Annotated in this window: 23 protein-coding genes; 8 read left to right on the top strand and 15 right to left on the bottom strand. The window is 65.7% G+C overall.

Annotation, left to right across the window (positions count from 1 at the left end):
- Nucleotides 1-319: 319 nt before the first annotated feature.
- Nucleotides 320-4,381: a DUF7282 domain-containing protein gene (locus tag ACSFDB_RS06525; protein WP_440770217.1), complete on the top strand. Its 4,062-nt coding sequence runs from the start codon at nt 320-322 to the stop codon at nt 4,379-4,381.
- A 142-nt stretch (nt 4,382-4,523) separates the two neighbouring features.
- Here ACSFDB_RS06525 and ACSFDB_RS06530 read toward each other — a convergent pair whose 3' ends face one another.
- Nucleotides 4,524-4,814: a DUF7545 family protein gene (locus tag ACSFDB_RS06530; protein ID WP_006090295.1), complete on the bottom strand. Its 291-nt coding sequence runs from the start codon at nt 4,812-4,814 to the stop codon at nt 4,524-4,526.
- A gap of 110 nt (nt 4,815-4,924) precedes the next feature.
- Between ACSFDB_RS06530 and ACSFDB_RS06535 the strand changes: the two genes are divergently transcribed.
- The gene (locus ACSFDB_RS06535; RefSeq protein ID WP_440770218.1) at nt 4,925-5,068 is read left to right on the top strand and encodes a DUF7557 family protein; all 144 of its coding nucleotides are present in this window, start codon (nt 4,925-4,927) and stop codon (nt 5,066-5,068) included.
- Between the two features lie 44 nt (nt 5,069-5,112).
- Here the strand turns inward: ACSFDB_RS06535 and ACSFDB_RS06540 are convergent, their stop codons facing one another.
- The 5 genes from ACSFDB_RS06540 to ACSFDB_RS06560 form a co-directional block, all read right to left on the bottom strand.
- Entirely contained in the window at nt 5,113-5,577 is a 465-nt protein-coding gene (locus tag ACSFDB_RS06540; protein WP_440770219.1) for a DUF5799 family protein, read from the bottom strand.
- A 72-nt stretch (nt 5,578-5,649) separates the two neighbouring features.
- Nucleotides 5,650-6,150 (bottom strand): gamma carbonic anhydrase family protein, encoded by a 501-nt coding sequence (locus tag ACSFDB_RS06545; protein WP_440770220.1) that lies wholly within the window; start codon nt 6,148-6,150, stop codon nt 5,650-5,652.
- 354 nt (nt 6,151-6,504) lie between these two features.
- Nucleotides 6,505-6,777, bottom strand: a complete 273-nt coding sequence (locus tag ACSFDB_RS06550; RefSeq protein ID WP_440770221.1) for a DUF3006 family protein — start codon at nt 6,775-6,777, stop codon at nt 6,505-6,507.
- On the bottom strand, nt 6,774-7,826 hold the full coding sequence (locus ACSFDB_RS06555; RefSeq protein WP_440770222.1) for a ComEC/Rec2 family competence protein: 1,053 nt from the start codon (nt 7,824-7,826) through the stop codon (nt 6,774-6,776). The genes ACSFDB_RS06550 and ACSFDB_RS06555 overlap by 4 nt, the downstream gene beginning before the upstream one ends.
- A 129-nt stretch (nt 7,827-7,955) precedes the next feature.
- Nucleotides 7,956-8,351 carry an OsmC family protein gene (locus ACSFDB_RS06560; protein ID WP_440770223.1) on the bottom strand — a complete coding sequence of 132 codons (396 nt, stop codon included), beginning with the start codon at nt 8,349-8,351 and terminating at the stop codon, nt 7,956-7,958.
- Nucleotides 8,352-8,596: 245 nt separating this feature from the next.
- Here ACSFDB_RS06560 and ACSFDB_RS06565 point away from each other — a divergent pair, with 245 nt between their 5' ends.
- A complete protein-coding gene (locus ACSFDB_RS06565) occupies nt 8,597-9,031 on the top strand; it encodes a universal stress protein (protein ID WP_440770224.1) in 435 nt (144 codons plus the stop codon).
- 216 nt (nt 9,032-9,247) lie between these two features.
- Here ACSFDB_RS06565 and ACSFDB_RS06570 read toward each other — a convergent pair whose 3' ends face one another.
- Nucleotides 9,248-9,976, bottom strand: coding sequence for a metal-dependent hydrolase (locus ACSFDB_RS06570; protein ID WP_440770225.1), 729 nt, complete (start codon nt 9,974-9,976; stop codon nt 9,248-9,250).
- Nucleotides 9,977-10,148: 172 nt separating this feature from the next.
- Here ACSFDB_RS06570 and ACSFDB_RS06575 point away from each other — a divergent pair, with 172 nt between their 5' ends.
- The 3 genes from ACSFDB_RS06575 (at nt 10,149) to ACSFDB_RS06585 (ending at nt 13,342) form a co-directional block, all read left to right on the top strand.
- A complete protein-coding gene (locus tag ACSFDB_RS06575) occupies nt 10,149-10,412 on the top strand; it encodes a hypothetical protein (RefSeq protein WP_440770226.1) in 264 nt (87 codons plus the stop codon).
- 80 nt (nt 10,413-10,492) lie between these two features.
- Complete coding sequence (locus tag ACSFDB_RS06580; RefSeq protein WP_440770227.1) at nt 10,493-12,703, top strand: DHH family phosphoesterase; 2,211 nt, start codon at nt 10,493-10,495, stop codon at nt 12,701-12,703.
- Nucleotides 12,704-12,814: 111 nt separating this feature from the next.
- Nucleotides 12,815-13,342, top strand: a complete 528-nt coding sequence (locus ACSFDB_RS06585) for an SHOCT domain-containing protein (protein WP_440770228.1) — start codon at nt 12,815-12,817, stop codon at nt 13,340-13,342.
- A gap of 1 nt (nt 13,343) precedes the next feature.
- On the opposite strand, the gene mnhG is transcribed toward ACSFDB_RS06585, so the two are convergent.
- Genes mnhG through mbhE form a run of 7 tightly spaced genes read right to left on the bottom strand, consistent with a single transcriptional unit; the run spans nt 13,344 to nt 19,500 of the window.
- On the bottom strand, nt 13,344-13,721 hold the full coding sequence (gene mnhG, locus ACSFDB_RS06590) for a monovalent cation/H(+) antiporter subunit G (RefSeq protein WP_440770229.1): 378 nt from the start codon (nt 13,719-13,721) through the stop codon (nt 13,344-13,346).
- Nucleotides 13,718-14,011, bottom strand: coding sequence for a monovalent cation/H+ antiporter complex subunit F (locus ACSFDB_RS06595; protein WP_440770230.1), 294 nt, complete (start codon nt 14,009-14,011; stop codon nt 13,718-13,720). Before ACSFDB_RS06595 ends, mnhG begins: the two co-directional genes overlap by 4 nt.
- Nucleotides 14,004-14,609: a Na+/H+ antiporter subunit E gene (locus tag ACSFDB_RS06600; protein ID WP_440770231.1), complete on the bottom strand. Its 606-nt coding sequence runs from the start codon at nt 14,607-14,609 to the stop codon at nt 14,004-14,006. Before ACSFDB_RS06600 ends, ACSFDB_RS06595 begins: the two co-directional genes overlap by 8 nt.
- On the bottom strand, nt 14,606-16,291 hold the full coding sequence (locus ACSFDB_RS06605; protein ID WP_440770232.1) for a complex I subunit 5 family protein: 1,686 nt from the start codon (nt 16,289-16,291) through the stop codon (nt 14,606-14,608). The genes ACSFDB_RS06600 and ACSFDB_RS06605 overlap by 4 nt, the downstream gene beginning before the upstream one ends.
- Nucleotides 16,291-16,644: a sodium:proton antiporter gene (locus ACSFDB_RS06610; protein ID WP_440770233.1), complete on the bottom strand. Its 354-nt coding sequence runs from the start codon at nt 16,642-16,644 to the stop codon at nt 16,291-16,293. The genes ACSFDB_RS06605 and ACSFDB_RS06610 overlap by 1 nt, the downstream gene beginning before the upstream one ends.
- Nucleotides 16,641-17,105: an MnhB domain-containing protein gene (locus tag ACSFDB_RS06615; protein ID WP_440770234.1), complete on the bottom strand. Its 465-nt coding sequence runs from the start codon at nt 17,103-17,105 to the stop codon at nt 16,641-16,643. Before ACSFDB_RS06615 ends, ACSFDB_RS06610 begins: the two co-directional genes overlap by 4 nt.
- 34 nt (nt 17,106-17,139) lie before the next feature.
- A complete protein-coding gene (gene mbhE / locus ACSFDB_RS06620) occupies nt 17,140-19,500 on the bottom strand; it encodes a hydrogen gas-evolving membrane-bound hydrogenase subunit E (protein ID WP_440770235.1) in 2,361 nt (786 codons plus the stop codon).
- Between the two features lie 174 nt (nt 19,501-19,674).
- Between mbhE and ACSFDB_RS06625 the strand changes: the two genes are divergently transcribed.
- Nucleotides 19,675-20,169: a DUF411 domain-containing protein gene (locus ACSFDB_RS06625; protein WP_440770236.1), complete on the top strand. Its 495-nt coding sequence runs from the start codon at nt 19,675-19,677 to the stop codon at nt 20,167-20,169.
- 69 nt (nt 20,170-20,238) lie between these two features.
- On the opposite strand, the gene ACSFDB_RS06630 is transcribed toward ACSFDB_RS06625, so the two are convergent.
- Nucleotides 20,239-20,673 (bottom strand): hypothetical protein, encoded by a 435-nt coding sequence (locus tag ACSFDB_RS06630; protein ID WP_440770237.1) that lies wholly within the window; start codon nt 20,671-20,673, stop codon nt 20,239-20,241.
- Nucleotides 20,674-20,926: 253 nt separating this feature from the next.
- Between ACSFDB_RS06630 and ACSFDB_RS06635 the strand changes: the two genes are divergently transcribed.
- A complete protein-coding gene (locus ACSFDB_RS06635; protein ID WP_440770238.1) occupies nt 20,927-22,594 on the top strand; it encodes a tRNA uridine(34) 5-carboxymethylaminomethyl modification radical SAM/GNAT enzyme Elp3 in 1,668 nt (555 codons plus the stop codon).
- Nucleotides 22,595-22,805: the final 211 nt, after the last annotated feature.

Consider the following 22,805-nt stretch of genomic DNA (forward strand, 5'->3'; position numbering starts at 1 on the left):
CGATCGTCTCCGCGAATTCGTCGGTCTCGGACACCGTAATGGAGGATTGTCTCTCGGTACTAACTGAAACGACCGGCGTAGCTTAAGCACTCGTTCGGCCCGATAATCGAGAACTGATGCGATCTGTGAGTGTACAATTCGATAGTGGGCGTCAGGGGAAGAGCCGCGACCGGCAGCCGACCTGTGGGTGGGGAGACAGTCGTCGATCGGCCGTCACCGTCAGCGGAATCGGCCGCGGAGCCGACCGAAACAGTCTTCGGCACGGTGACCGAACAGCGTGGCGCCGGTCCGCGACGGCTACCGATCGGGGAGTCGAGACATGAACAAGGGACGTGCTGCGGTCGCTGCGACGCTGCTCGTCGCGTTTCTGATGGTAACCAGCGTGATGGCGTTGCCGTTGCTCGGCGGCACCGTTGCTCCGTTTGCCGGCGGTCAGGACGGACCTGGCGATTCGACCGGCGACACGGCCGAGATCGATACCGGCGACGAGACCGAGGCGAACGGCGACTTGGACGTCGACGACGCCGACTCGAGCGAGTCACTCGAGTTGGTCTCGATGGAACCGACGACGGCGACCGCGGACACCGCCAGCGCGGACGGGGATACCCCGGACGGCGAGTCGGACGCTGCCGGTGGCGACGCTGCTGACGGAGGCGTCGGCGAGGCGGATGCGCAGGCGATGCTCGCCCAAGCCCAAGCGGACGGCGTCGAAGCCGGCGTCGACGAGGGGATCGAACTGGCACAGTCCCAGGGCGTCAACGTGACCCAGGAGCAGCGAGCGGCGGCGATCGAGGGGGCTAGCGAGTCGGTCACGCAGCACCAGGAAGCCGAGGTCGAGCAGATTCAGGAGGCCACGAAGGGGGCGGTCCACGGCTCGCTGATGCAATCACAGCAGGTGGAGGCCGAGCAGATCCAGTACGCCGTCGGCGGCGCGACCGACGGAGCGCTTTCTCAGTACCAGACGGTCGAGGCGAGCCAGATGCAGAGCGCGACGTGGGGTGCGACACACGGCGCGCTCGCACAGGAACAGCGCGTCGACGTCGAGCAGATCCAGGTTGCGGCACAGGGCGCTGCGGCCGGCGCCGCGTTCGAAGCCGGCGCACAGGAGATCGACGAGACGCCGAAGATCCAGGAGGCGGCACAGGGTGCGGCCTACGGCGCCCTCGAGCAGTACCAGCAGATAACTGTCGAGCAACGCCAGCAGGTCACGCTCGAGCACGTCCAGCACGCCGCGGCGGGCGCGTCGGCCGGCGCGCTCGAGGGGTCCACGCAGGAGGCACTCGAGCAGACCCAAGACGTCGAGATCGAACAGTACCAGCGCGTCGACATCAAGCAGATCCAGAAGGCCGCGACGGGCGGCGCGAAGGGCGCACTCGTCCAGCAACAGGAGGTGACGGTCGAGCAGACACAGTCCGCGGCGCGCGGGGCGAGCGCGGGAGCGCTGAAGCAGGTCCAGACGGTCACCGTCGAACAGGTCCAGCGCATCTCGATCACGCAGATTCAGGAGGCCTCCGTCGGTGCGGCGACGGGGTCGATTGCCCAGAGTCAGGAGGCGTCCGTCGAGCAGATTCAGGCCGCTGCTGAGGGTGCCGCGGGCGGCGTGCTCGTCCAGCAACAGGAGATTTCGATCACGCAGATTCAGTACGCCGCGGTCGGCGCGGCGGAAGGCGCGATCGAGGGCGCGATCCAACAGCAGGTCGTCGAGGTCGAACAGATTCAGGCCGCCGCGTTCGGTGCCGGCGAGGGTGCCGTAATCCAGACGCAGATCGTCGACGTCACGCAGGTCCAGGTCCTCGCGAGCGGGAGCGCGAGCGGCGTCCTGATGCAACACCAGGAGGCGACCGTCCAGCAGATCCAGTCCGCGGCCAGCGCCGCCTGCCAGCAGACGGCGCAGGTGGTCCAGTACCAGCAGATCAGCATCACGCAGCTGCAGATCCTGATCCAGGAGACCGCAAGTGACGCGACGGCGTACGCGGTCGCCGAGGGGATCGACGACCCGGCCGAGATCAGTCAGTACGTCGAAATCGAGATCGAACAGCGAATCGAGGCGGTCGACGAACTCGAGGGCGAGGCGTCGATCGCGTTCACCGACCAGGACAGCGACGGCGAGAGCGTCACCGTCGACAGCGTCGAGCTCTCCGAGGGCGGGTTCGTGGCGATCTACACCGGCGACGCCGCCGATCCGAACGGCGTGATCGGCGTCTCGAGCTACCTCGAGAGCGGCGAGCACGCAGACGTCGAGATCGATCTCGAGGAGCCGATCGAGGGCGAGCAGCCGCTCGTCGCAGTGGCCCACCACGACACGACCGACGACGAGTCGTTCCAGTACGCGGCCTCGGACGGCGAGGAGGACGAACCCTACGCCACCGAGGGCGGCGCACCGGTACTCGATACGGCAATCGTGACGGTCGACGATCCGGACGAGCCGGCCGATCCGGAAGCGACCCTCGCGGTCAGCGATCAGGAGGGTGACGGCGAGACGCTCGTCGTGGACGAAGCCGGCGCAGACACCGACTTCACCGTCGCTGCGGCCTACGACGACGAGCGGGTCGAGAGCGAGCAGTTCGCGGCGAACGACACGCAGACGGATCTCGAACTGGCTCTCGAGCCGCCGCTCGAGGAGTCCACGACCGTCGACGTGAGCGTCGTCGGCGAGGACGACGCGGAACTCGCGACCGAATCAATCGAGTACACCCTCGCGGACGAGCCACCGGCCCCGGAGCCGGAGGCGACGCTCAACGTGAGCGATCAGACGGGTGACGGCGAGACGCTGACCGTCGAGGAGGCGAGCGCCGACGTCGACTACCAACTCACCGTGACCGACGTGGAGGGCGAACAGCGCGCGGCGAGCGAGACCGTCGAGGCAGACGAGACCGTCGAACTCGAGTCGCTCGACCTCGAGCCGCCGCTCTCTGAGAACGCGACGCTCGAGGTTGCGGTCGAATCGGTCGAAGACGCGACGGACGCCGAGGAAGCGGTCGAAACTGCCGACGACGATGCTGACACCGACGCGGACGGCGTCCTCGCGAGCGAGACGGTCGAGTACACGGTCGACGACGGAGAGACGTTCGAGGTGACGTTCGTCGACTGCTTCCAAGCCGAAGTGACGGGCTCATTCGAGGACGGTGACACGATCATTGTCGCCACCGGGTTCTACGAATCGGGCGGCTTCGGGAACACGATGGGCGAGTACGCGATCACGATCGGCGACGACGTCGAAGCACCGCTCGAGGGGACGATCACCTACGAGACCGGCGAGGAGTTCGCCGTCGAGGAGACGGCCGACGGCGCGGCCGTGACGGTTCCCGAGGGCGACTTCGGAACCGCGATCACCGGCTTCGCCTCGCCCGACGCGGTGCCGGGATCGATCGATCACCCGAACCCCGACGCAAGCGAGTGCATCGAGGAGGTTCGACCCGACCTGCCCGACCTCACCGTCGAGGAGACGGAGTTGACTGACGACGGGATCGACGTCACCTTCGGCTACGAGAACCCGAACGACGCCGAACTGCTCGTCGGCAGCGAGTTCCTCGAGGGGACGACCGAGGACGAGCCGGTCGACGAACTCGAGCCCGGAACGAACGAGTTCACCGTCCAGTGGACGCCCGAGACCGACGACGAGCGACTCGTCTGGGCGGTCGACATGAGCAACTACGACTACGAGGACGACGCCGTCGAGCCCGCCGCGACGGAGGCCGCAGGCGAGATCGATCCAACGGCGGACGCCGAGTTCTCGGTCGCGATCACGGGGACGAACGAGCCGGTCGAGCAGGGCGAGACGCTCGAGGTCGGTGCCGAACTCGAGAACGTCGGCGAGGCGGAAGACACCCAGCAGATCGAACTGGCGCTCGACGGCGAGACCGTCGATACGGCGGAGGTCTCACTCGAGCCCGGCGCCGTCGAAGAGACGACGCTGACGGCCGAGACCGACGACCTCGAGCCCGGCGAGTACACCGCTGCGGTCTCGAGCGAGAACGAGACCGCGGAGACGACGGTGACGATCGAAGAGGTTGACGAACCCGAACTCGAGGACGAAGCAGCCGAGGAGACCGACGAACCAGCGGAAGAGGAACCAGCGGGCGATCCCACCGACGAAGCGCCCGCTGACGACACCCTCGACGACGAGCCGATAGAAGACGAGCCGGCGACCGAGGAGCCACTCGAGGACGAGACGCCCGTTGACGAACCGCCCGTTGACGAACCGCCCGCAGAAGCGGACGAAACGGACGGTCCGGTCGACGAACCCGAAGAAGACGAGGCCACGGAGACGGACGACGATGGAGGCGACGGCTCCGGGACTACCGAGGAGCCTGAGACGACCGAGGGGGCCGAAGGACCGGCTCCCGATTCGGGTGCGGAACCGGCGGAGGCTGCGGAGTAGCCGAGCTAGCGGCGGCGATTTCGACTCGAGCAGCGACCGACCGACCGGTACCGAACCGAACGATAGACGACATGCTACCGTTTCGATCGATTTTCGCGGAAAAAGTATTCGTGTCGGTCACCGGTCGTAGTTCGAACCGCGATCAGTGCTGGTGGCCGGTCGCCTCGCCGTAGGTCACGCCGAATCGCTCTTCGAACAGATCCATGATCCGGTCTTCCTGGGCCTCGAGTTCCTCGTCCGCGCCTTCTCCGTGGTGGACGATGTGGTGGGCGCGGCTGGCGAAGGAGAGGAGGGTGATGTCGGCAATCGTCTCGGCGTCGGACTGGTCGCCCTCGGCGACGAGATCGACGAGTCCGGACGGGATGGTCACGTCGTCGGTGCTGTCGTCGTCGGCGGTGATCTCGAACGTCGTCGTCTCGATGTCGTCTGTCATACCGCTACCGAAGCGAGGCGTCCGTAAAGGTGCTGTGGCTTGCGACGGGCCCGACGTCGGACCGAACTCGCCACGTGGCGTTTTTTGCTCGTTGACGTCGACGGTGACGTATGCCATCCGTTGACCTCGAGGAGGAGACGATCGAGCGATTGGATACGCTGCGCGTCGACGACGAGTCCGACGACGAACTCGTAAACGAACTCATCAACATCTACGAAGCAAGCGAGTACACGCTCTTTCGCGCCGGCGACTAACCGACGGGAGTCGAGTGCGAACGCGGTTCGGACGCCGATCGGTACTATTCTTCCGTCGCTGCAGCCTGTCGAACGGAGTCCCAGCGGCCGTTCGACTCGAGGTGTGACTGCAACTCGTCGGCGTACTCCTGCGTGAGTTGTTCGGCTGCACGCTCCTGTTCGGCGTGGGAGTCGCCGCCGTCGCCGCCACCCAGTCCGAGCGCGCCCTTGATCGAGCCGAGAACGCCGCCGCTCGAGGAGCCGCCCTGTCGTCCCTGTTGCTGTCCCGCCATCCCCATCCCGGCGCCGACGTTCTCGAGTTCGGGGATGATCTGCTCGACCTTCTCGGTGTTGGCGACGATCCGTGCCCGGTCGGGGTCGTCGGGATATTCGATCTCGAACTCGGTCGCGGTCATGATCAGACTCCACTGCTGGCTGGAAAACTGCGACTCCACGATCCGCGAGGTGAACTCCTGATCGACGGTCATTCGCGCGCCGACGATCCGGTCCGTCCACGGGCTGTCACTCATACACACTGGTTGGGACGGCGGTGCTATCAGGGTTTTCATCGCTCGCGGATCGAATCGACCGCGAGTCGGGAGTCAATCGAGTCGTTCGGACGTCTCCGCGTACTTTCTCGAGAGTTCCACGTACCGATCGGCCGTCCGCTCGAGTCGCGGATCGTCGATCTCGGTCTTCGGTTCGGCTGGCGCGCCGGCGACGAGCGTCGACGGCGGGATCTCGGTGTCTTCGGTGACGACGCTGCCGGCGGCGACGACCGCCCCCTCGCCGACGCGAGAGCCGTCGAGGACGACCGCGTTCATGCCGACCAGTGCGCGCTCGCCGACGGTCGCGTCGTGGACGATCCCGCTGTGACCGACCGTCGAGTAGGGTTCGAGTTCGGCGTCCTCGTGGAGGACGGCGTTGTCCTGGACGTTCGCGCCCTCGCCGACGACAATTCGGCCGTGATCGCCCCGCAACGTCGTGTTCGGCCAGACGCTCGCGTCGGCTTCGACGACGACGTTCCCGATGACGACTGCGGCCTCGTCGACGTACGCCGAGTCGGCGATTTGTGGCTCCATCCCGTCGAACGATCGTAGCATGCCTGTGTCTGCTGCGAGCACCGTCTTGAACCTGCCCATCGGCATCGTGCGGTTCGTTCTCGATCTCTCACTCGTCGGAGGACCTGGCAACTCAGCAGGTTCGCCGCCCTCCGCGAGCCAGTGCGTGTGTCGTGACACTCCTCCACACTGGAGTTCCAACATAATTTGGCAGTACGGCTAATGCATCGTCCGTGAAAGTACCAGTCGACGACGGACATCCGTCCCTCCGACTGACGGCGATCCGTCGTCGTGTCATCCCACGCACCCCGAACCACCAGTTGGGGTTTTCACCCCACCACCTTCCTTCCACCTCTCTCCGAACGCGACCCTTAGCACAGCGAGCGGTCGCTCACCTCATTCGTCGGGAAGCCGCTCCGAGAGCCGGTCGAATCGCTCCTGTGCGCTCTCTCGTCGTTCCCGCTCCACCGACGGCCGATACGTTAGCTCCCGGAGTTCGTCGTCCTCGAATTCGATGTCGAAGACAGCCCCTTCGTGCCGGCCGTCTTCGGGCAGCGACTCGACTGCCATCGTCCGCTCGTCGACGACGGCGTCGCCCGCCTCGAGCAGGAGCACGGCCGTCTTCCCGTCGACGATTCGGTCGACGACCGCAGTGTCGGTCTCGGTCATAGGTCGACAGTAGGTGCGGACGGCGTATCAACTCCCGCCTCCGTCGATGGCTGTGGCGGGTGCAATGATGCCGATACGGAGTCGGACTCCGGTTCGTGTTTTCGTTCGAGCAGCGTCTCCGGATCCGCCGGTTCGTCGTACTCGGAGGTCACCGAGACGTCGGTCCCGTCGGTCGTGAGCACGACGTCGCCGTGAACGCCCGTCCAGTACGTCGCGATATCGCGGTCGGCGAACGACTCGAGCACCTCATCGTGTGGGTGTCCGTACTGGGACTCGAGTGCGCTCGAGATGACGGCGACGTCCGGATCGACGCGGTCGAGGAACGGATCGGTCGAGGAGGTAGAGGAGCCGTGGTGGCCGGCCTGATAGACGTCGGCCGCGAGGTCGTCGCCGTGTGCGTCGACCATCCGTTGTTCGGCGTTTCGCTCGGCGTCGCCGGTCGTCAGGTACGTGAACTCGCCGAACTCGACGCTGAGCGCGACGCTGTTGAAGTGAAGTCCGTCCCCACCATCGTCGGGCGGGTTCCGCACGGTCGCCTCGACGGCGTCGTCCTCGAGGGGCAGCGTCGAACCTTCGCTGACCTCGAAGAGCCTGATCTCGTACGCCTCGACGGCGTCGAGATAGCGCTCGTACGTCTGGCTCGTGTGGGCGACGCCCGAGTCGTAGGCCGCACCGATGCCCCCACCGTGCTCCTCGAAGTGCTCGATGACGGCCGCGTGGCCGCCGATGTGGTCCGCATGGGCGTGGGTCGCGACCAGGTGATCGATCCGATCGATATCTTCGCTCTCGAGATAGTCGATGACGCCCTGGCCGTCCTGTCGCCAGTCGCCGGTATCGATGAGAATCGTCTCGCCCGCTGGCGTGACCAGCAGCGTTGTGTCGGCCTGTCCGACGTCGATATGGTGGATCTCGAGTTCGCCGTCGAGATCGGTGTCGTCGCCGCTGGTGTCGTCTTCGGAGTTGTCACTCAGACCGAATCCACCGATACAGCCGGAGAGGACGAGCAGTCCAGCAACCATCACGACCGCCAACCCGCGTCGCCGTCGCATACACGTCTCGAAGACGCCACCGGATATGTGGGTTTGGACCGTCTAGAGCCGACAACAGTCACGAAAATAAACACGTTCGCTGTCGGTGGCCGTCGTCTCGCGACGTACCGCTCGACGGACGGTCGACGCTCAGAAGGCGTCGGACTCGAGCGACGTTTCCGCGTACAGATCGGTCTTCAGCGCGTCGTGAACCTTACAGAGTTCGTTCGCGCGATCGATGACCTTCTCGGCCGTCTCGTCGTCGACTTCCGCCTCGACGCGAATGTCGAAGGATACCGACTCGAGTTTGTCGTCGTCGTTGAGGTCGCCGCTCGTCTCGATTTCGACCCGCCCGAGATCGCCCGCGCCGCGCTGTTCGCCGCCGACCCGCAGTGCGGGAACGTAACAGGAGGCGTAGGCGGCCAGCAGCGCCTCGAGCGTGTCGGGTGCTTCCTCGCCAGTCGCGTCGATGGTCGTCTCGAAGTCGCGGATCTCGTTCGTCGCACTGAACCCCTCCTCGGAGACGGTGGTGACCTGTTTCGCCATAGCACTCGAGACGTCCACAGCCTGCGGTGTAAACGTTGCTCTCCGAAGCGATACCGTCCGGTCGACTGAGACGAATCGGGACGTTCGGGATCGGTCGTCTTTGGTACCGTTGCTGTTCGTCGAGTCGTGCTGAGTACAGAGCGCGAAACCCCGCCGATTCGTGGAGGAAGTAGGCGCGACGTGTCCACCTTCTCACTGGAGCAGACCTTGTGAACTATATGCTTCCTTGTTGAATATTACCAAGCATGTTTGAGCACATCCTTATTCCGACGGACGGGAGCGATGCGGCCCGAAGCGCCACGGAAACTGGAATCGAGTTGGCGGTCGATCAGGGCGCGACTGTTCACGTACTGTCCGTAGTCAAACCGATCCACAGCGACGAGGGCGGAGTCGAACAGGCAATAGAATCGATGCGGACCGCGAGGGAACGCACGGTCGCGGAGCTTGCCGAACTGGCCGAAGCGGAGGGACTCGTCACGACCACCGACGTTACGGTCGGGGTCCCTGTGAGAAAAATACTCGAGTATATCGAGACCAACGATATCGATCTGGTAGTGATGGGGACACACGGCCGAACCGGAGTGAGCAGGTTTCTCATCGGAAGCGTCACCGAAAAAGTGGTCCGACTCTCGGAGATCCCTGTTCTCACGATCTATACAGGGTCGAAAGGAAAGAAGTGAATCGGCTGCGTGTTCCGGGTTGCCGAACGAACACTCCCTATTCAGGAGACAGCGTTTGACAGATTTCGGAGAGACCGATAGCCGCTCCGGTAACTGCTTCTCCCCCAGTGTCACTGGAACGGAAAACCGACCCGCCTCAGCGATCTCGGATCGACGTTCAGGAACTCAGAAAAACGTTGGAAATCCCCGCTCGAGCGACCGTTCAGACCCGATACGTCAGGCGTCGATCTCGAACGGTTCGTCGGCCTCGAGCGCCACGACCTCAGCGTCGCTGCCCGTCGCCGCGACCTCGCTCTCGAACGCCTCGGGATCCTGTTCGATCGGCGGGAAGGTGTCGTAGTGCTGTGGGAACGCGTAATCGACGTCGAGCCAGTCGACGGCGATGGCGGCCTGCTGTGGCCCCATCGTGAAGTGATCGCCGATCGGGACGATGGCCGCGTCGGGCTCGAGATAGGCGCCGATGACGTCGCGCATCTCGGACATCAACGAGGTGTCGCCGGCGTTGTAGATGGTAGTCGACTCCTCGTCGCTCACCTGCGTCGGCTTCGTATCCGAAATGACGAAGCCGGCAGGCATCCCGCCGCTGGTGTCGTTCTCGGTCATGATGCCGTTCGTGTGGTCGGCACGAACCATGGTGACGTACGCGTCGCCACACTCGACGGTGCCGCCGAGGTTCATTCCCATGCCGCCGACGGCGTCCTCGAAGCCGAACTCCTCCTCGCAGTAGGAGACGAGTTCCGGCGTCGCGACCAGCGTCGCCTCGGCAAACTCGCCGGCGTGGGCGATGTGGTCGGCGTGACCGTGCGTGAGCAACACGTAGTCCGGTGTGTCGATATCCGACGGCTCGAGGTCCGTCTTCGGATTGTCGAAGAACGGGTCGATCAGTAGCTCCGTCTCCCCTACGGTGACGTGCCACGTCGAGTGGCCGTGCCAGGTGACCTGCATAGCGTGCGATCGTTGGGGAGAATCGACCTTAAAGCTGGCCGAGCGGTCGTCCCGAACGTCGGCGACGGTCGTCGAATCGCGACCGCCGCGATGGTCCCCGCGACACGAGACGCGCCGACGCGGAACGGCTGCAATGCCGTGTCGTTTTCTACCCCCGGTCCGTACGACGCGTATGCTCACGCTGAATCTCGACGAGTTCATGGTTGAGTTGCAAGAGGGGTCGATCAAGAACGTCGGCCCGACGAACAAGTCGGCGACGGTCAAGCTGTTCGAAGTCGAGGAGGCCGAGGCTCGAGAGTTCGGCGACAAGCGCGTCAAACTCGTCTTCGAGGACGCGGACGGAAACGAAGTGCAGGTGTCACTCTTCCCCGAAGATGTTCGGAAGATCGCGAGCGATATCGAGGCGCTCGAGGACGATTCACCGGTTTTCGAGTAACGAACGGGCCGCGCGTAGTGATTCTCGCGCCGAGCGCATTTCGACAACCGTTTTAGGGCGAAACTGCTTGGTTCGAGTAGATGGGTAACTGTATCATCTGTGGCACACCCGTTGACGGCGAGATCTGCAAGAGTCACGAGGAGGATGCTGTCTTCGAATTTCGAGGCAGTTCGGCCTCAGCACTCTCCCCCGGACGCTACTACCGGGGCACCGTCGACGGCTACGCCGACTTCGGTGTCTTCGTCGACATCGGAGACCACGTCACCGGCCTGTTGCATAGAAGCGAACTAGATCAACGACTCGAGAGTCTCGACTGGGAACCCGGCGACGACGTCTACGTCCAGGTCCTCAGCGTCCGAGACAACGGAAACGTCGACCTCGGCTGGTCGATCCGTCAGCGCGAACGCGAGTTCCGCGGCAAACTGATCGACACCGGCGACGACGAGGTGCTCCCCGAGGACCTCGAGGACGACGGAAGCGAATCGGCCGACGATCACCAATCGACCGACGACGGTGGTTCCACAGCCGCGTCCGACGAGGACGCTCCTGCGGCTAGCGAGTCACCCGACGAAGCCGACGTCGAGGCCGGCGACCTGCAGACGGCCGTCGACGACTCCGGACCGAGCGACGACTCCGGCGCACCGAACGCGACCGAGGCCGTCGCCGCCGGCAGCGCCAGCGGCTCCGTCGCGACCGAGAGCGCCGCCGCGTCGGCGCCGGCAACGGACGACGCGGCCGACGCCGAACCTGAAGCCGAACCGGCGCTCAACCGAACGACCATCGACGCCATCGACGATCAGGTCGGCACCGTCGTCCGACTCGAGGGCGAGATCACCGGCGTCCGCCAGACCAGCGGCCCGACCGTCTTCGAACTGCGCGACGAGACCGCGACGGTCGAGTGTGCGGCGTTCGAGGAGGCCGGCGTCCGCGCCTACCCCGACGTCGAGATCGACGACGTCGTCGCCTTAGAGGGCGAGGTCGAACGCCACCACGGCGACCTTCAGGTCGAAACCGAGACGCTCGAGATCCTCGACGGCGAGGACGGCGAGACCATTCGCGAGCGACTTGAGAACGCCATCGAATCCGAGGCCCGCCCGGCCGACGTCTCCCTGCTGGCCGACCACGACGCCGTCTCGGCCGTCGAGGACGACCTCGTCGACGCCGCGACCGCGATCCGCCGCGCCGTCATGGAGGCCCGACCGATCGTCGTGCGCCACGGCGCGACCGCAGACGGCTACGTCGCCGGCGCCGCCATCGAGCGCGCCGTCCTCCCGTTGATCCGCGAGAAACACACCCGCGAGGACGCGGAGTACCACTACTTCGAGCGCCGCCCGCTCGACGGCCGCGTCTACGACATGGACGCCGCCACCAACGACGTCACCTCGATGCTCGAGGCCCGCGACCGCCACGGCGAGCAACTGCCGCTCGTGCTCCTCGTCGACGCCGGCTCGACCGAGGAGTCCGTCGACGGCTACGATCTGCTCTCGCTGTACGACGCGGAAACGATCGTCATCGACGATAGTCGCGCCGACGACGAGATCACCGACGCGGTCTCGATCGCCGTCGCGCCGTCGCTCGCCGGCGTCGACGTCGCCGATCTCACGTCGACCGCTCTCGCAGCGAACGTCGCCGCACACGTCAACGACGACGTCCGCGACGACCTCGTCCACCTCCCCGCCGTCAGCTACTGGGAGAACGCCCCCGAGGCGTACGTCGACCTCGCGAGTGAGGCCGGCTACGACGAGACCGGCATCTCCGAGCGCCGCGAAGCCGTCGCGCTCGAGGCCTACTACCAGTCGTACAAGGACAAGCGCGAACTCGTGATCGACCTGCTGTTCGCCGACGGCGATTCGACGCCGCGAGACGGCGACCTCGCGGCCCACGTCTCCGAACAGTTCCGCGCGAAACTCGAGACCGAACTCGAGACGGCCCGGGAGAACCTGAGCACCGAGACCGTCGACGGCATCACCGTCGCGGTCCTCGACACCGACGCGTTCACCCACCGCTACAACTTCCCGACGACGACGCTGTTGCTCGACGCGCTCCACCGACGGCAGCGCGAGGGCCACGACGAGCCGTTCGTCACCCTCGGCGTCGGCGACGACGAGCTGCACGTTCGCGCGACCGAGTCGCTGAACGTCCGCGATCTCGGCAACGCAATCGCCGACGCAGCGCCGAACGCCGGCGTCAGCGTCGTCGGCGGGCAGGACGGCCATGTAGAGTTCCTGCCGGGCGAACGCGACGCCGTTCGCGACGCCGCACTCGAGGCGCTCGGCGAGTCCCTCGCGTAACCGACACACGCCGGACACGCGTCAGTCCCGCTCCTCCACGCCGCTCTACTCACACAGTGGCGACGCCGTCGTGTGGAAACAGCTTTCGGCACTACCGTCGTATCTACCGCCATGAGCGACGATCCAGCGACTCGATTCCGTGAGAACGCGACGGAGATCACGGCGATGATCGTCACCGGACTCTGGCTCGCCGCGATGTTCACCGGACAGTCGTGGTGGCTGGCGGTCTTGCTCGTCGGCTACATCGTTGTCGTTCCCCTCGTTGCACTCCTGTACGGCGACGAATCGGATCGCGAAACGTGGTGGGACGAGTTGTGGGGCGATGACGCCTGGGACGACTGGTGGGGGACGAGCGAGGACGAGGCCTCGAGCGACGAGTCGACGGCCGCCGACGCGAAGCCGAACCGTGCCGAGTCCACGCCCGGCGACGCCCTCGAGACCCTCCGCGAACGTTACGCAGCAGGCGACCTCACCGACGACCAGTTCGAGCAGAAACTCGATAGACTCCTCGAGACGGAGACCCTCGAGGACGTTCAGGAACGAGTCGAGCGTCACCAAGCGGAACGTCCACCTGAGCAGCGGCGTCGGACTCGAAACCGCGATCTCGAGTACGATTCGGACGCGAGTTCGGACCGGTAGCCTACTCGTCGCCCTCTTCTGCGGATCGGTTCTCGTCTCGGTCGTGCCGGTCGCTTCCGACCCGCGACGCGTCCGGCCAGGTTACGCTTCCGAGGAACGGGATACCGATTTGTTCGGCCGAGCGGGCGATCATGTGGGCGCCCGTCGGAACCGTCAGAAAGAGGAAGACGATCCCGATGAGCGAGGTGAGACCCTCGTTTCCCGGTCCAAAGTGGACGAAGCCAGCGAGGAAGATCGCGGCGGTGCCGAGCGTCGTGGGCTTGCTCGTCGCGTGCATCCGGTTGTAGACGTTTGGCAGGCGCAGCAGGCCGATCGTGCCGACCGTCAGGAAGAAACAGCCGACGACGATCAGCGCGACGACGACGGCGGTTCGGATCATGATATGACCTCCCCCTCGATGACGAACTTCGCGACCGCGACCGTCGCGATGAAGCCGATGATCGCGAGCACGAGGCTCACCGTGACGAACAGGCCGCGGCCGGTCTGGATGGCGAAGAGGACGGCGATGGCGACGACGTTCGTGGCGATGGCGTCCAGTGCGACCACGCGGTCCGGATTCGTCGGTCCGGCGATGACGCGGTAACTACAGCACACGCAGAGCAGACCGACGAGAATCAGCGCTGCACGAACCGTCAGGTCGAGGACGTCCGGGCCGACCAGTTCACTCATCGTTCTCACCCGGCGGGTCCCCGCCGTAGCGCTGACTCCGTTTCCCGCCGGAGACCACGATCCCCCGCGGCGGATCGTCGGCCGACATCCGCTCGTCGAATAGTTCGAGGGCGGCGTCCTCCCACCGCCAGATGGGGGCGACGATCGCCTCCGGGTCGCGGCCGTCGATCGCGTGAATGTAGAGCGCGTTCGTCTCCGCATCGTGGTCCAGCGTGACCGTGCCTGGGGTGATCGTAATGCTGTTCGCGATGAGCGTGACCGCGATGTCGGACTCGACGCGCAGCGGCACCAAGATTACCTCCGGTTCGATCGGCATCCCCGGCGAGAGCACCCGATAGACCACGTCCAGATTCGCGCGGACGAGTTCCCAGACGAACGTTGCGACGTACCAGCCCGCGTAGGGAAGTGCGAGGATGCCGCGGCCGAGATCGATCCGCCCAGCGTACAGTCGACGGAAGAGGTACGCGGTCGGGAGACCGACGACCAGACCGAAGAGGAACTGGCCGAGCAGGGCCGTCGGCGTGAGGGAAACGCCGCGAACGAAAAGCCACAGTACGGCGAAGGTGACGCCGGCAACCGGCCAGGTACGAACCTTCATTCGTGGTCACCTCCGCTGGCACCCTCGCCGGCGTCGTCCAGTTCGCTCAGGTCGTCGGCGTCGGCCGGATCGACGGCCTCGACGTACCCCTCTACGTCCAGCGCGGACGTCGCGGCGGCGTCCGCGAACTCGTAGACCAGTTCGAAGCCGACGCCGACCGCGACGATGAGCGCCGCGAGCGCGAGCAGGACGCCGACCTGGACGGAGTCGACGGTCGCGCTCTCGACGGCGGTCGTTCGCGCGCCCCAGAAGCTTCGGTTCCACATTCGTGTCGCGTAGGCGATGGTCAGCAGCGAGCCGACCAGCAGGAGGCCGAGGACGGAGAGCAGCTCCGCTCGAGCCGCGGCGTCGAAGACGAACAGCTTCCCGAAGAAGCCGGACAGCGGCGGGATGCCGACGAGCGCGAGCGAGCCGACGAAGAAGGCGACGCCCATCGGCGGCGACCGCCCCGCGAGGCCGCCGAGGTCGGTTAACTTGCTCGTTCCCGTCGACGATCTGACCGCGCCGACCGCCAGAAAGAGCAGCCCCTTCGCCAGCGTGTGGTTGAGCGCGTACACCAGCGCCGCGACGATGGCGAGGTGGCGCAACTCGGCGCTCTGTGTCGTCGCCGCGATGGCGACCGGCAGCGCGATGAAGCCGACCTGCCCGATGCTCGAGTACGCCAGTACGCCCTCGATCGAGTCGCGGCCGACGGCGCCGATGCCGCCCACGAGGATGCTGGCGGCGGCCATGACGAACAGCGCGGCCCCGACGAACGCAACGGGGGAGTCCCCGGCGACGAGCGTTCCGACGATCGGCGCCTCGAGCGAGACGCCGACCTCCGCGCCGGCGAAGACTGTAAAGGAGAGCCGGATGATCGCGTAGATGCCGACCTTCTTGGTCGCGCCGGCCAGCAGCGCGGTGATCTGTGGCGGTGCGGCCCGGTAGGCTGTCGGAATCCAAAATTGGAAGGGGACGAGGCCGGCTTTGATGGCGAACACCGAGAGGAGAAGGGCCAGCAGGCCGACGACCGGGCCGGGATCGATTCCGTACGCTGCGGGATCGGCGAGCCGCTGGGCCAGATCTGCCATGTTGAGCGTGCCCGTCGTCGCGTAGATGCCGCCGACGCCCAGCAGGAAGACGGCGCTTGCGAGCAGGTTGAGCGCGACGTACCAGAAGGCGGCGCGGGTGTGCTGGGGGCCGCCGTAGTAGGCGACGAAGACGTAGCTGGCCATCAACATGACTTCGAACCAGACGAAGAGGTTGAACAGGTCGCCCGTGAGGAAGGCGCCGGTGACGCCGAGCGTGAGGAAGTGAAACAGCGGGAAGTAGTAGCTCCGGCGGTCGATCTCGGGCAGGACGCGGGTCGAGAAGGTCAGCGAAGCGATCCCGATGACGGCCACCATAGTGAGCATGAACGCCGACAGGCCGTCGGCGACGAGCGTGATGCCGAACGGTGCTGGCCAGTCGCCGACCTGGTAGGTCGCGATGCCCGGCGCGTCCGGTGCGAGGACGACGTACCAGTCGATCGCCGCGACGGCGACCACGTAGGCGATGCCCCCCGCGAGACTGACGCCGATTTGCGCCCGCGGCCACCGACCGACCAACAGGCTGACGACGCCCGTGACGAGGACGACGAGCATCGGAGCGATCACGAGTTGCGATTCGGTGCCGATCGGCGGTGCGGCCAGTGGAACCGTCATCAGTCGCGATCACCCAGTGCGGAGACATCCAGCGTGTCGTGTTCCTCGTAGACCCGATACGACAGCACGAGCGCGAACGCGGTCATGCCGAAGCCGATGACGATCGCCGTCAGGACGAGCGCCTGTACCAGCGGATCGGCCGTCTCCGGGACGTGCTCGCCGTGGCCGGCCAACACGGGAACCGTGTCGGCGGTTCCCTCCGCGATTCCGCCCATCGCCAGCAGGTAGACGTTCGCCGCCTGGCTGATGATTGCCAGCCCCCAGACGACCCGGATCAGGTCCCGCCTGAGAAGCAAGAACGTTCCGAGCGCGAACAGCGCGCCGACCACGAGCGCGACGACGAACGCGGTCATTCGGCACCCACCACCGAGAGGATCGTCAAGAGTCCGCCGACGACGACGCAGAAGACGCCGAAGTCGAACGCGAGCGCGCTTGCGATCTCGACGTGATCGTAGATCGGGACTCCCTCGAGAACGACGTACGACTGCGAAAGGAACGGGTACCCGAACAGCATCGGGACGAGCCCGCTGAGGACGGCGATCGCTAGCCCGTACTCGAACAGCCGCCGGTAGGCGGCGACGACGCGATCCCGCGAACGCTCCGTTCCGGGTTCGACGTCCCGTCCGAGCACCCCGCGCTCCAGGAAATCCAGCCCGAAGGCGAGGTAGATGATCGCGAACGCGGTCGTCGTGAGCACGCCGGCGATGAAGCCGCCGCCGGGGAGGTTGTGGCCCTCGACGAACAGGGAGGCCGCGACGACGAAGATGATCGGGACGACCGCTCGAGCGGTCGTGCGCATGATGACGGTCGTCATCGGCGCTCACCTCGAACGTGGGTGTCGGTTCGCGTCACTCCTCCTCACCCCCCTCGCGCATCACGATCAGCGTCAGAATCGAGATGGCCGCCAGCGCGACCACGACGAGTTCGCCGAGCGTGTCGAAGCCGCGGAAGTCGACGAGTGTTACGTTGACGATGTTGGTGCCGCCACCCTCTGGAACGGCGCGCTCGGCGTAGTAGCGGGCGATGGCGGTACTCCCCTCCGGGCGCGCGTCGGTCGTGACGAGGACAGTGACGAAGGCGGTCGCGCCGACGGCCAGGGAGAGCGCCGCGTCGCGGGCGACCCGGCCGAGGCCGACCTCGTAGTACTCGGGAATCTCTTCGATCACGAGCAGGAAGATCACGAGGATGAGCGTCTCGACGACCAGTTGGGTCAACGCGAGGTCGGGGGCGCTCGCGAGGATGTAGAAGATGGCGATCATGAATCCCAGGATCGAGAGCGTGAGGATGCCGGCGATGTGGGAGGTCGAGAGGACGACGGCGATACCGGCCATCACCGCGACGAGCAGGACGAGCGCGATCACGGGCGGGGCGTCGACGTCGACGAGTTCCACGGGAACGATCGTTCCCGTCGCGGCGAAGCCCGCGAGCGCGAGGGCGCAGGTCCCGGCGAGCGTCCAGCTCGCGTACGTCCTGAGCAGTCCGTTGTGAACCCGGGCTGCGAGCCGCGCGCCGCCGTCCGTGAGGGTGTCGACGAATGCGTCGTACCACCAGTTTGCGCTGGTCGGCGGAACTGAACGCGGAATCGCACGGATTCCGCCGTGGATGCGACCGTAGAACGGGTACGCGAGAAACCCCAGCCCGATAGCGACGACGCTCATCCCCACTGCGGGGGAGTAAGAGGTCGGAATCCCGACGTGCATCGCGTGGGTCTCGACGGCGGTCGCGTCGACGCCACCCTGGACGATCGCGTGGACCGCGAGTTCGGGATCGACGCTGACGACGGCCGTGAGCGCGGCCAACAGTGCCGGGGGGACAAGCAGCGCGATCGAGGGTCGGTGGACGTCCCCGAGCGCGTCGGGACGCCCGCCGAAGAACAGCGAGAGGAAACGCAGGGAGTAGAGGACGGTGAAGACGCTCCCGAAGACGGCGACGGCAGGGTAGAGCCAGCCCAGCAGACCGATGTCGTGGACGTGGCTCGCCTCGACGGCCGCCTCGAAGAGTAGCTCCTTCGAATAGAAGCCGCTGAACGGCGGAATGCCAGCCATGCTGAGCGCGACAATAACCGTGATACCGGCCGTGATCGGCAGGTCGTGACGGAGACCGCCCAGGTCCTCGAGTCGTCGCGTCCCCGCCTCGTGGGCGACGATACCGGCGACGAGGAACAGGGCCGCCTTGAACAGCGCGTGATTGAGCAGGTGGAAGACGCCGGTCTCTGCGCCGAGCACCGACGTGAAGCCGAAGCCGGCCGTGATGAGCCCGAGGTGGCTGGCCGTCGAGTACGCCAGCAGTTCCTTGATATCCGTCGAGGCGACCGCGAGGATCGCACAGACGGTCATCGTCGTCAGCCCGAGGGTGGCAAAGAGGAGGAGCCACTCGAGGCTCGAGAGCAGCGGGCGAACCCGACCGATGAAGTAGACGCCGACTTTGACCATCGTCGCGGAGTGAAGGAATGCCGAGACCGGCGTCGGCGCGGCCATCGCATTGGGGAGCCAGAAGTGCAGCGGGACCTGCGCGGATTTGGCCCCCGCGCCGATCGCGATCAGCCCGAGTACCGGTAGGAACAGACCCTCTTCGCGGAGTGCGGACTGCATCTCGTCGGGGTTCTCGAGCATCGCGGCGAGGTCGAACGCCGCCGCGGGGCCGAGGGCGTCGCCCGCGACCAGCGCCAGGAGGAGAAAGCCGACGAGCAAGAAGAGCCCGCCGCCGACGGTCACGAACATGGCCATCCGGGCCGCGTACTGCGAGGAGTCGTCGGCCGTGTAGTGGCCGATCAGGACGAACGAACAGAGGCTGGTGAGCTCCCAGAAGAGGAAGATCGAGAGCAAGTCGGCGGCCAGCGCGACGCCGATGATCGATCCCATGAAGGCGAGCAGGGCGGCGTAGTACCTGACGAGTCCGGACTCGCCGTGCATGTACGCCGTCGAGTACAGAAAGACGAGCGCGCCGATGCCGCTCGCGAGCAGGGCGAACAGCAGCGCCCAGCTATCGACGGTGAACCGCAGCGCGATCTCGAGCGATGGGATCCACTCGAGGGCGACCGTCCCCTCGGCGCCGTACTGACTGGCGAGCAGTCCGAAACAGGCCAGTGCCGTCACCGATCCGGCGTATCCCGTCTTCTCGCCGAGGACCCGGAACAGCAATGGCGTCACACCTGCGACTGCGAACGGCAACGCCACCGCCAGGAGGACGATCGACAGCTCCGGAGACATTCGATCCGATGTGCGTACCAGCAGGGGCGGCTTAACGATTCGGCCGGAATGCTCGCCACTCCGCCGAGACCCACCCCGTTCGCTCGAACCGACGCGTTACGACGGCTCGAGAACGTCGGGCCGGGCGGAAGTGTTCCCGCGGACGCTATTACGCTCGAGTCAGTAGGTCCATCCATGCCGATCACGCGGCGGGGACTCTGTACCGCAGGCGCATCACTCGCGGTCGTCGGACTGAGCGGCTGCTTCGATCTCGGCGGCTCGAGCGACGTCGACGACTGGAACTGGTCCGGCTCGCTCCCCGTCGAGCGCGTCGTCCAGCACCACGACCCCTCGTGTGGCTGCTGCTCGGAGTACGTCGACTACCTCGAGACGAACGGCATCGACGTCCGGGTCGAGGCAACGGACGATCTCGAGGCGGTGAAACGCGATCTCGGCGTGCCGGCCGACGCGGAGAGCTGTCACACCCTCGAGGTCGGCGACTACCTCGTGGAGGGACACGTCCCGCTCGAGGCGGTCGAGGAACTGTTCGAGGACGAACCCGACGTCGACGGAATCGCTGCACCGGGGATGCCCCAGCACTCGCCGGGAATGGGGGCGCCGGGCGACGAGCCGTTGCAGATCTACGCGTTCGACGACTCGGGAGCGCTGTCCGAGTTTACGACGGTTTGAGGTCGGTTCCGGTCGGTCTAGTTGGTCTTGGTCGATCCTGGTTGATCCCGGGCGCTGCCGATCGCCCAGCTATGCGTCGTGCGGTTCCGCATCCGATTCGTCCGCGTACGTCCGCTGGACGAGATTGTAGATGGTCGTCTCGAGTTCGGTGGTGACCGTGCCGGCGCCGAGGCGGTTCAGGACGAACGACCACCGCGAATCGAAGGAGTAGCGCGTCACCGCCGTGACGCGCGTTTCCGCTCCGCCCTCGACGGTGAGCCGCGAGTATCGCTCTTCGAACGTTCCCCCGCCGTCGACGAACGTGTACTCGTAGCCGTCCTCGAGTTCGGTGAACGCGATTGTCATCTCGTTTCCTTCCACTGAGACCGTAAATTCCGTCCCGTCGGCGTTCGTCTCGTGGATCTCGTAGATTTCGGCGGACTCGAGAATCGCCCGCGGCGACAGCTGTTCCAGCAACTCCCGCGCGGCGGGGAGAACGACGGACGAAACCTCGACCTCGTGCATCGTGCGGACGTAGGGAAGCGGGGCGAAAAAACCGTACGCATTGTCGTTCAGGCTGAACTGGGTCACCACCGGTCTCATATCGGGCACGCAGTCACGGTCGCTGATTCGTCTGATCCCGCCAGGCGTGCAGTCCCGATTGCTGTCCGTCCGATTCCGCCGGAGTCGCAACGGGTCCCGTTCGAACCGCCGAGACCGTCGAATGGGGGTCCCGACTCCGACACGCTTATTCGCCGCGACCGTCCAAATCCGTGTAGTGAGTACCGAGACGCCCGACTCCGATCCGACCGAGACCGACGCCTTCGAGCAGGTCTGTGCGACGCTCGTCGACCGGATCCTCGCGGGCGAGATCGAACGCGACGAGGTCGAAACAGCCAAACTCGAGACCTGCTCCGAGTTCTCGGCACCGAAGGTGCCCAAGAACTCCGAGATTCTCGACTACGCGCCTCAGGAGCGCCGCGAGGAGCTCGAGGCCGTCCTCCAGCGCAAGCCGGTCCGGACGGCCTCCGGCGTCTCGCCCGTCGCGATCATGACTTCGCCCGAGCGTTGTCCCCACGGGAAGTGTCTCTACTGTCCCGGCGGCCCGGACTCGGAGTTCTCGAGTTCCCAGAGCTATACGGGCGACGAGCCGGCGGCCGCACGCGGGGTGCAGAACGACTATGATCCCTACGGACAGGTCACGCTGCGACTCGAGCAACTGCGCGAAATCGGCCACCCCGTCGACAAAGTGGAGTTGATTCTGATGGGCGGAACGATGACCGCCCGGAGCCACGACTACCAGGAGTGGTTCGTCAAGCGCGCGCTCGAGGCGATGAACGACTTCGACGTCGACAAGGAGCCCGAACCCGCCGAAGGCGTCAGCTTCGCACAGGACCCCGAGGAGTACGAGTGGCAGTACCTCGAGGATGTCATCGCCGAAAACGAGACGAACGATATCCGCAACATCGGGACGACGTTCGAGACCAAACCCGACTGGTGCGACCCGGAGCAGATCGACCGCATGCTCGACCTCGGCGGGACGAAAGTCGAGGTCGGCGTCCAGACCACCTACGAGCGCATCAACCGGGAGATGCACCGCGGCCACGGCGCGCAGGCGTCGATCGAGGCCAACCAGCGACTCCGAGATTCGGCGTTCAAGGTCGGTTTCCACATGATGCCCGGCCAGCCCGGAATGAGCAAGGAGATGTGTCTCGAGGACTTCCGGCGGATCTTCGAGCAGGAACAGTGGAAGCCCGACTTCCTGAAGATCTATCCGACGCTCATCGTCCGCGGGACGGCGACCTACGACTGGTGGCACAAAGGCGAGTACGACCCCCTCGACAACGAGGAGGCCGCCGACCTCGTCGCCGAGATCAAGGACATGATCCCGCGGTACACGCGCCTCCAGCGCGTCCAGCGGGACATTCCGGCGGACTACATCGACGCCGGCGTCTGGAAGTCCAACCTTCGACAGCTCGCCCGACAGCGCATGGACGAACACGGCTGGTCGTGCGAGTGCATCCGCTGTCGCGAGGCCGGAATGAACGACGAAGAACCCGACGAGATCGAACTCGACGTGCTGACCTACGACGCCTGCGGCGGCACGGAGCACTTCATCTCGTTCGAGGACTTCGAGCAGGACCTGCTGATCGGCTTCTGCCGGCTGCGGTTCCCGAACGATCCGGTGCGGCCGGAACTCGAGAACACCGCGCTCGTCCGCGAACTCCACGTCTACGGTACCGAGGTCGCCATGGGCGAGGAGGGGGAGACGGACCAGCACCAGCACAAAGGCTACGGCCGCCGACTGATGGCCCACGCCGAGGAGCTCGCCGCAGACGCCGGTTACGACAAGGTCAGCGTCATCTCCGGCATCGGCGCGCGGGAGTACTACCGGAACAAACTCGGCTACCACCAGGACGGACCGTACGTCAGCAAACGGCTCTGACCGGCTCTCACGCTTCGCAAACGCGTTTCGGGATCGTGCTCATTCCGCACCGGAATTCTCGGCGGACGGCGTCGTTCACCGGGGTGAAAGCACTAAATCGTTCTGTTCTCGCCGGTTAATTTCTGATCGGAATGGGAAAATTTATGGCCTTCGACGACCGTTTATCGAACGCCGACGTTCGTCGGCACCGTTGTCTGACTCCCCAGACCGA

Source organism: Natronorubrum amylolyticum, from assembly GCF_052040145.1.
Classification (GTDB): Archaea; Halobacteriota; Halobacteria; order Halobacteriales; family Natrialbaceae; genus Natronorubrum.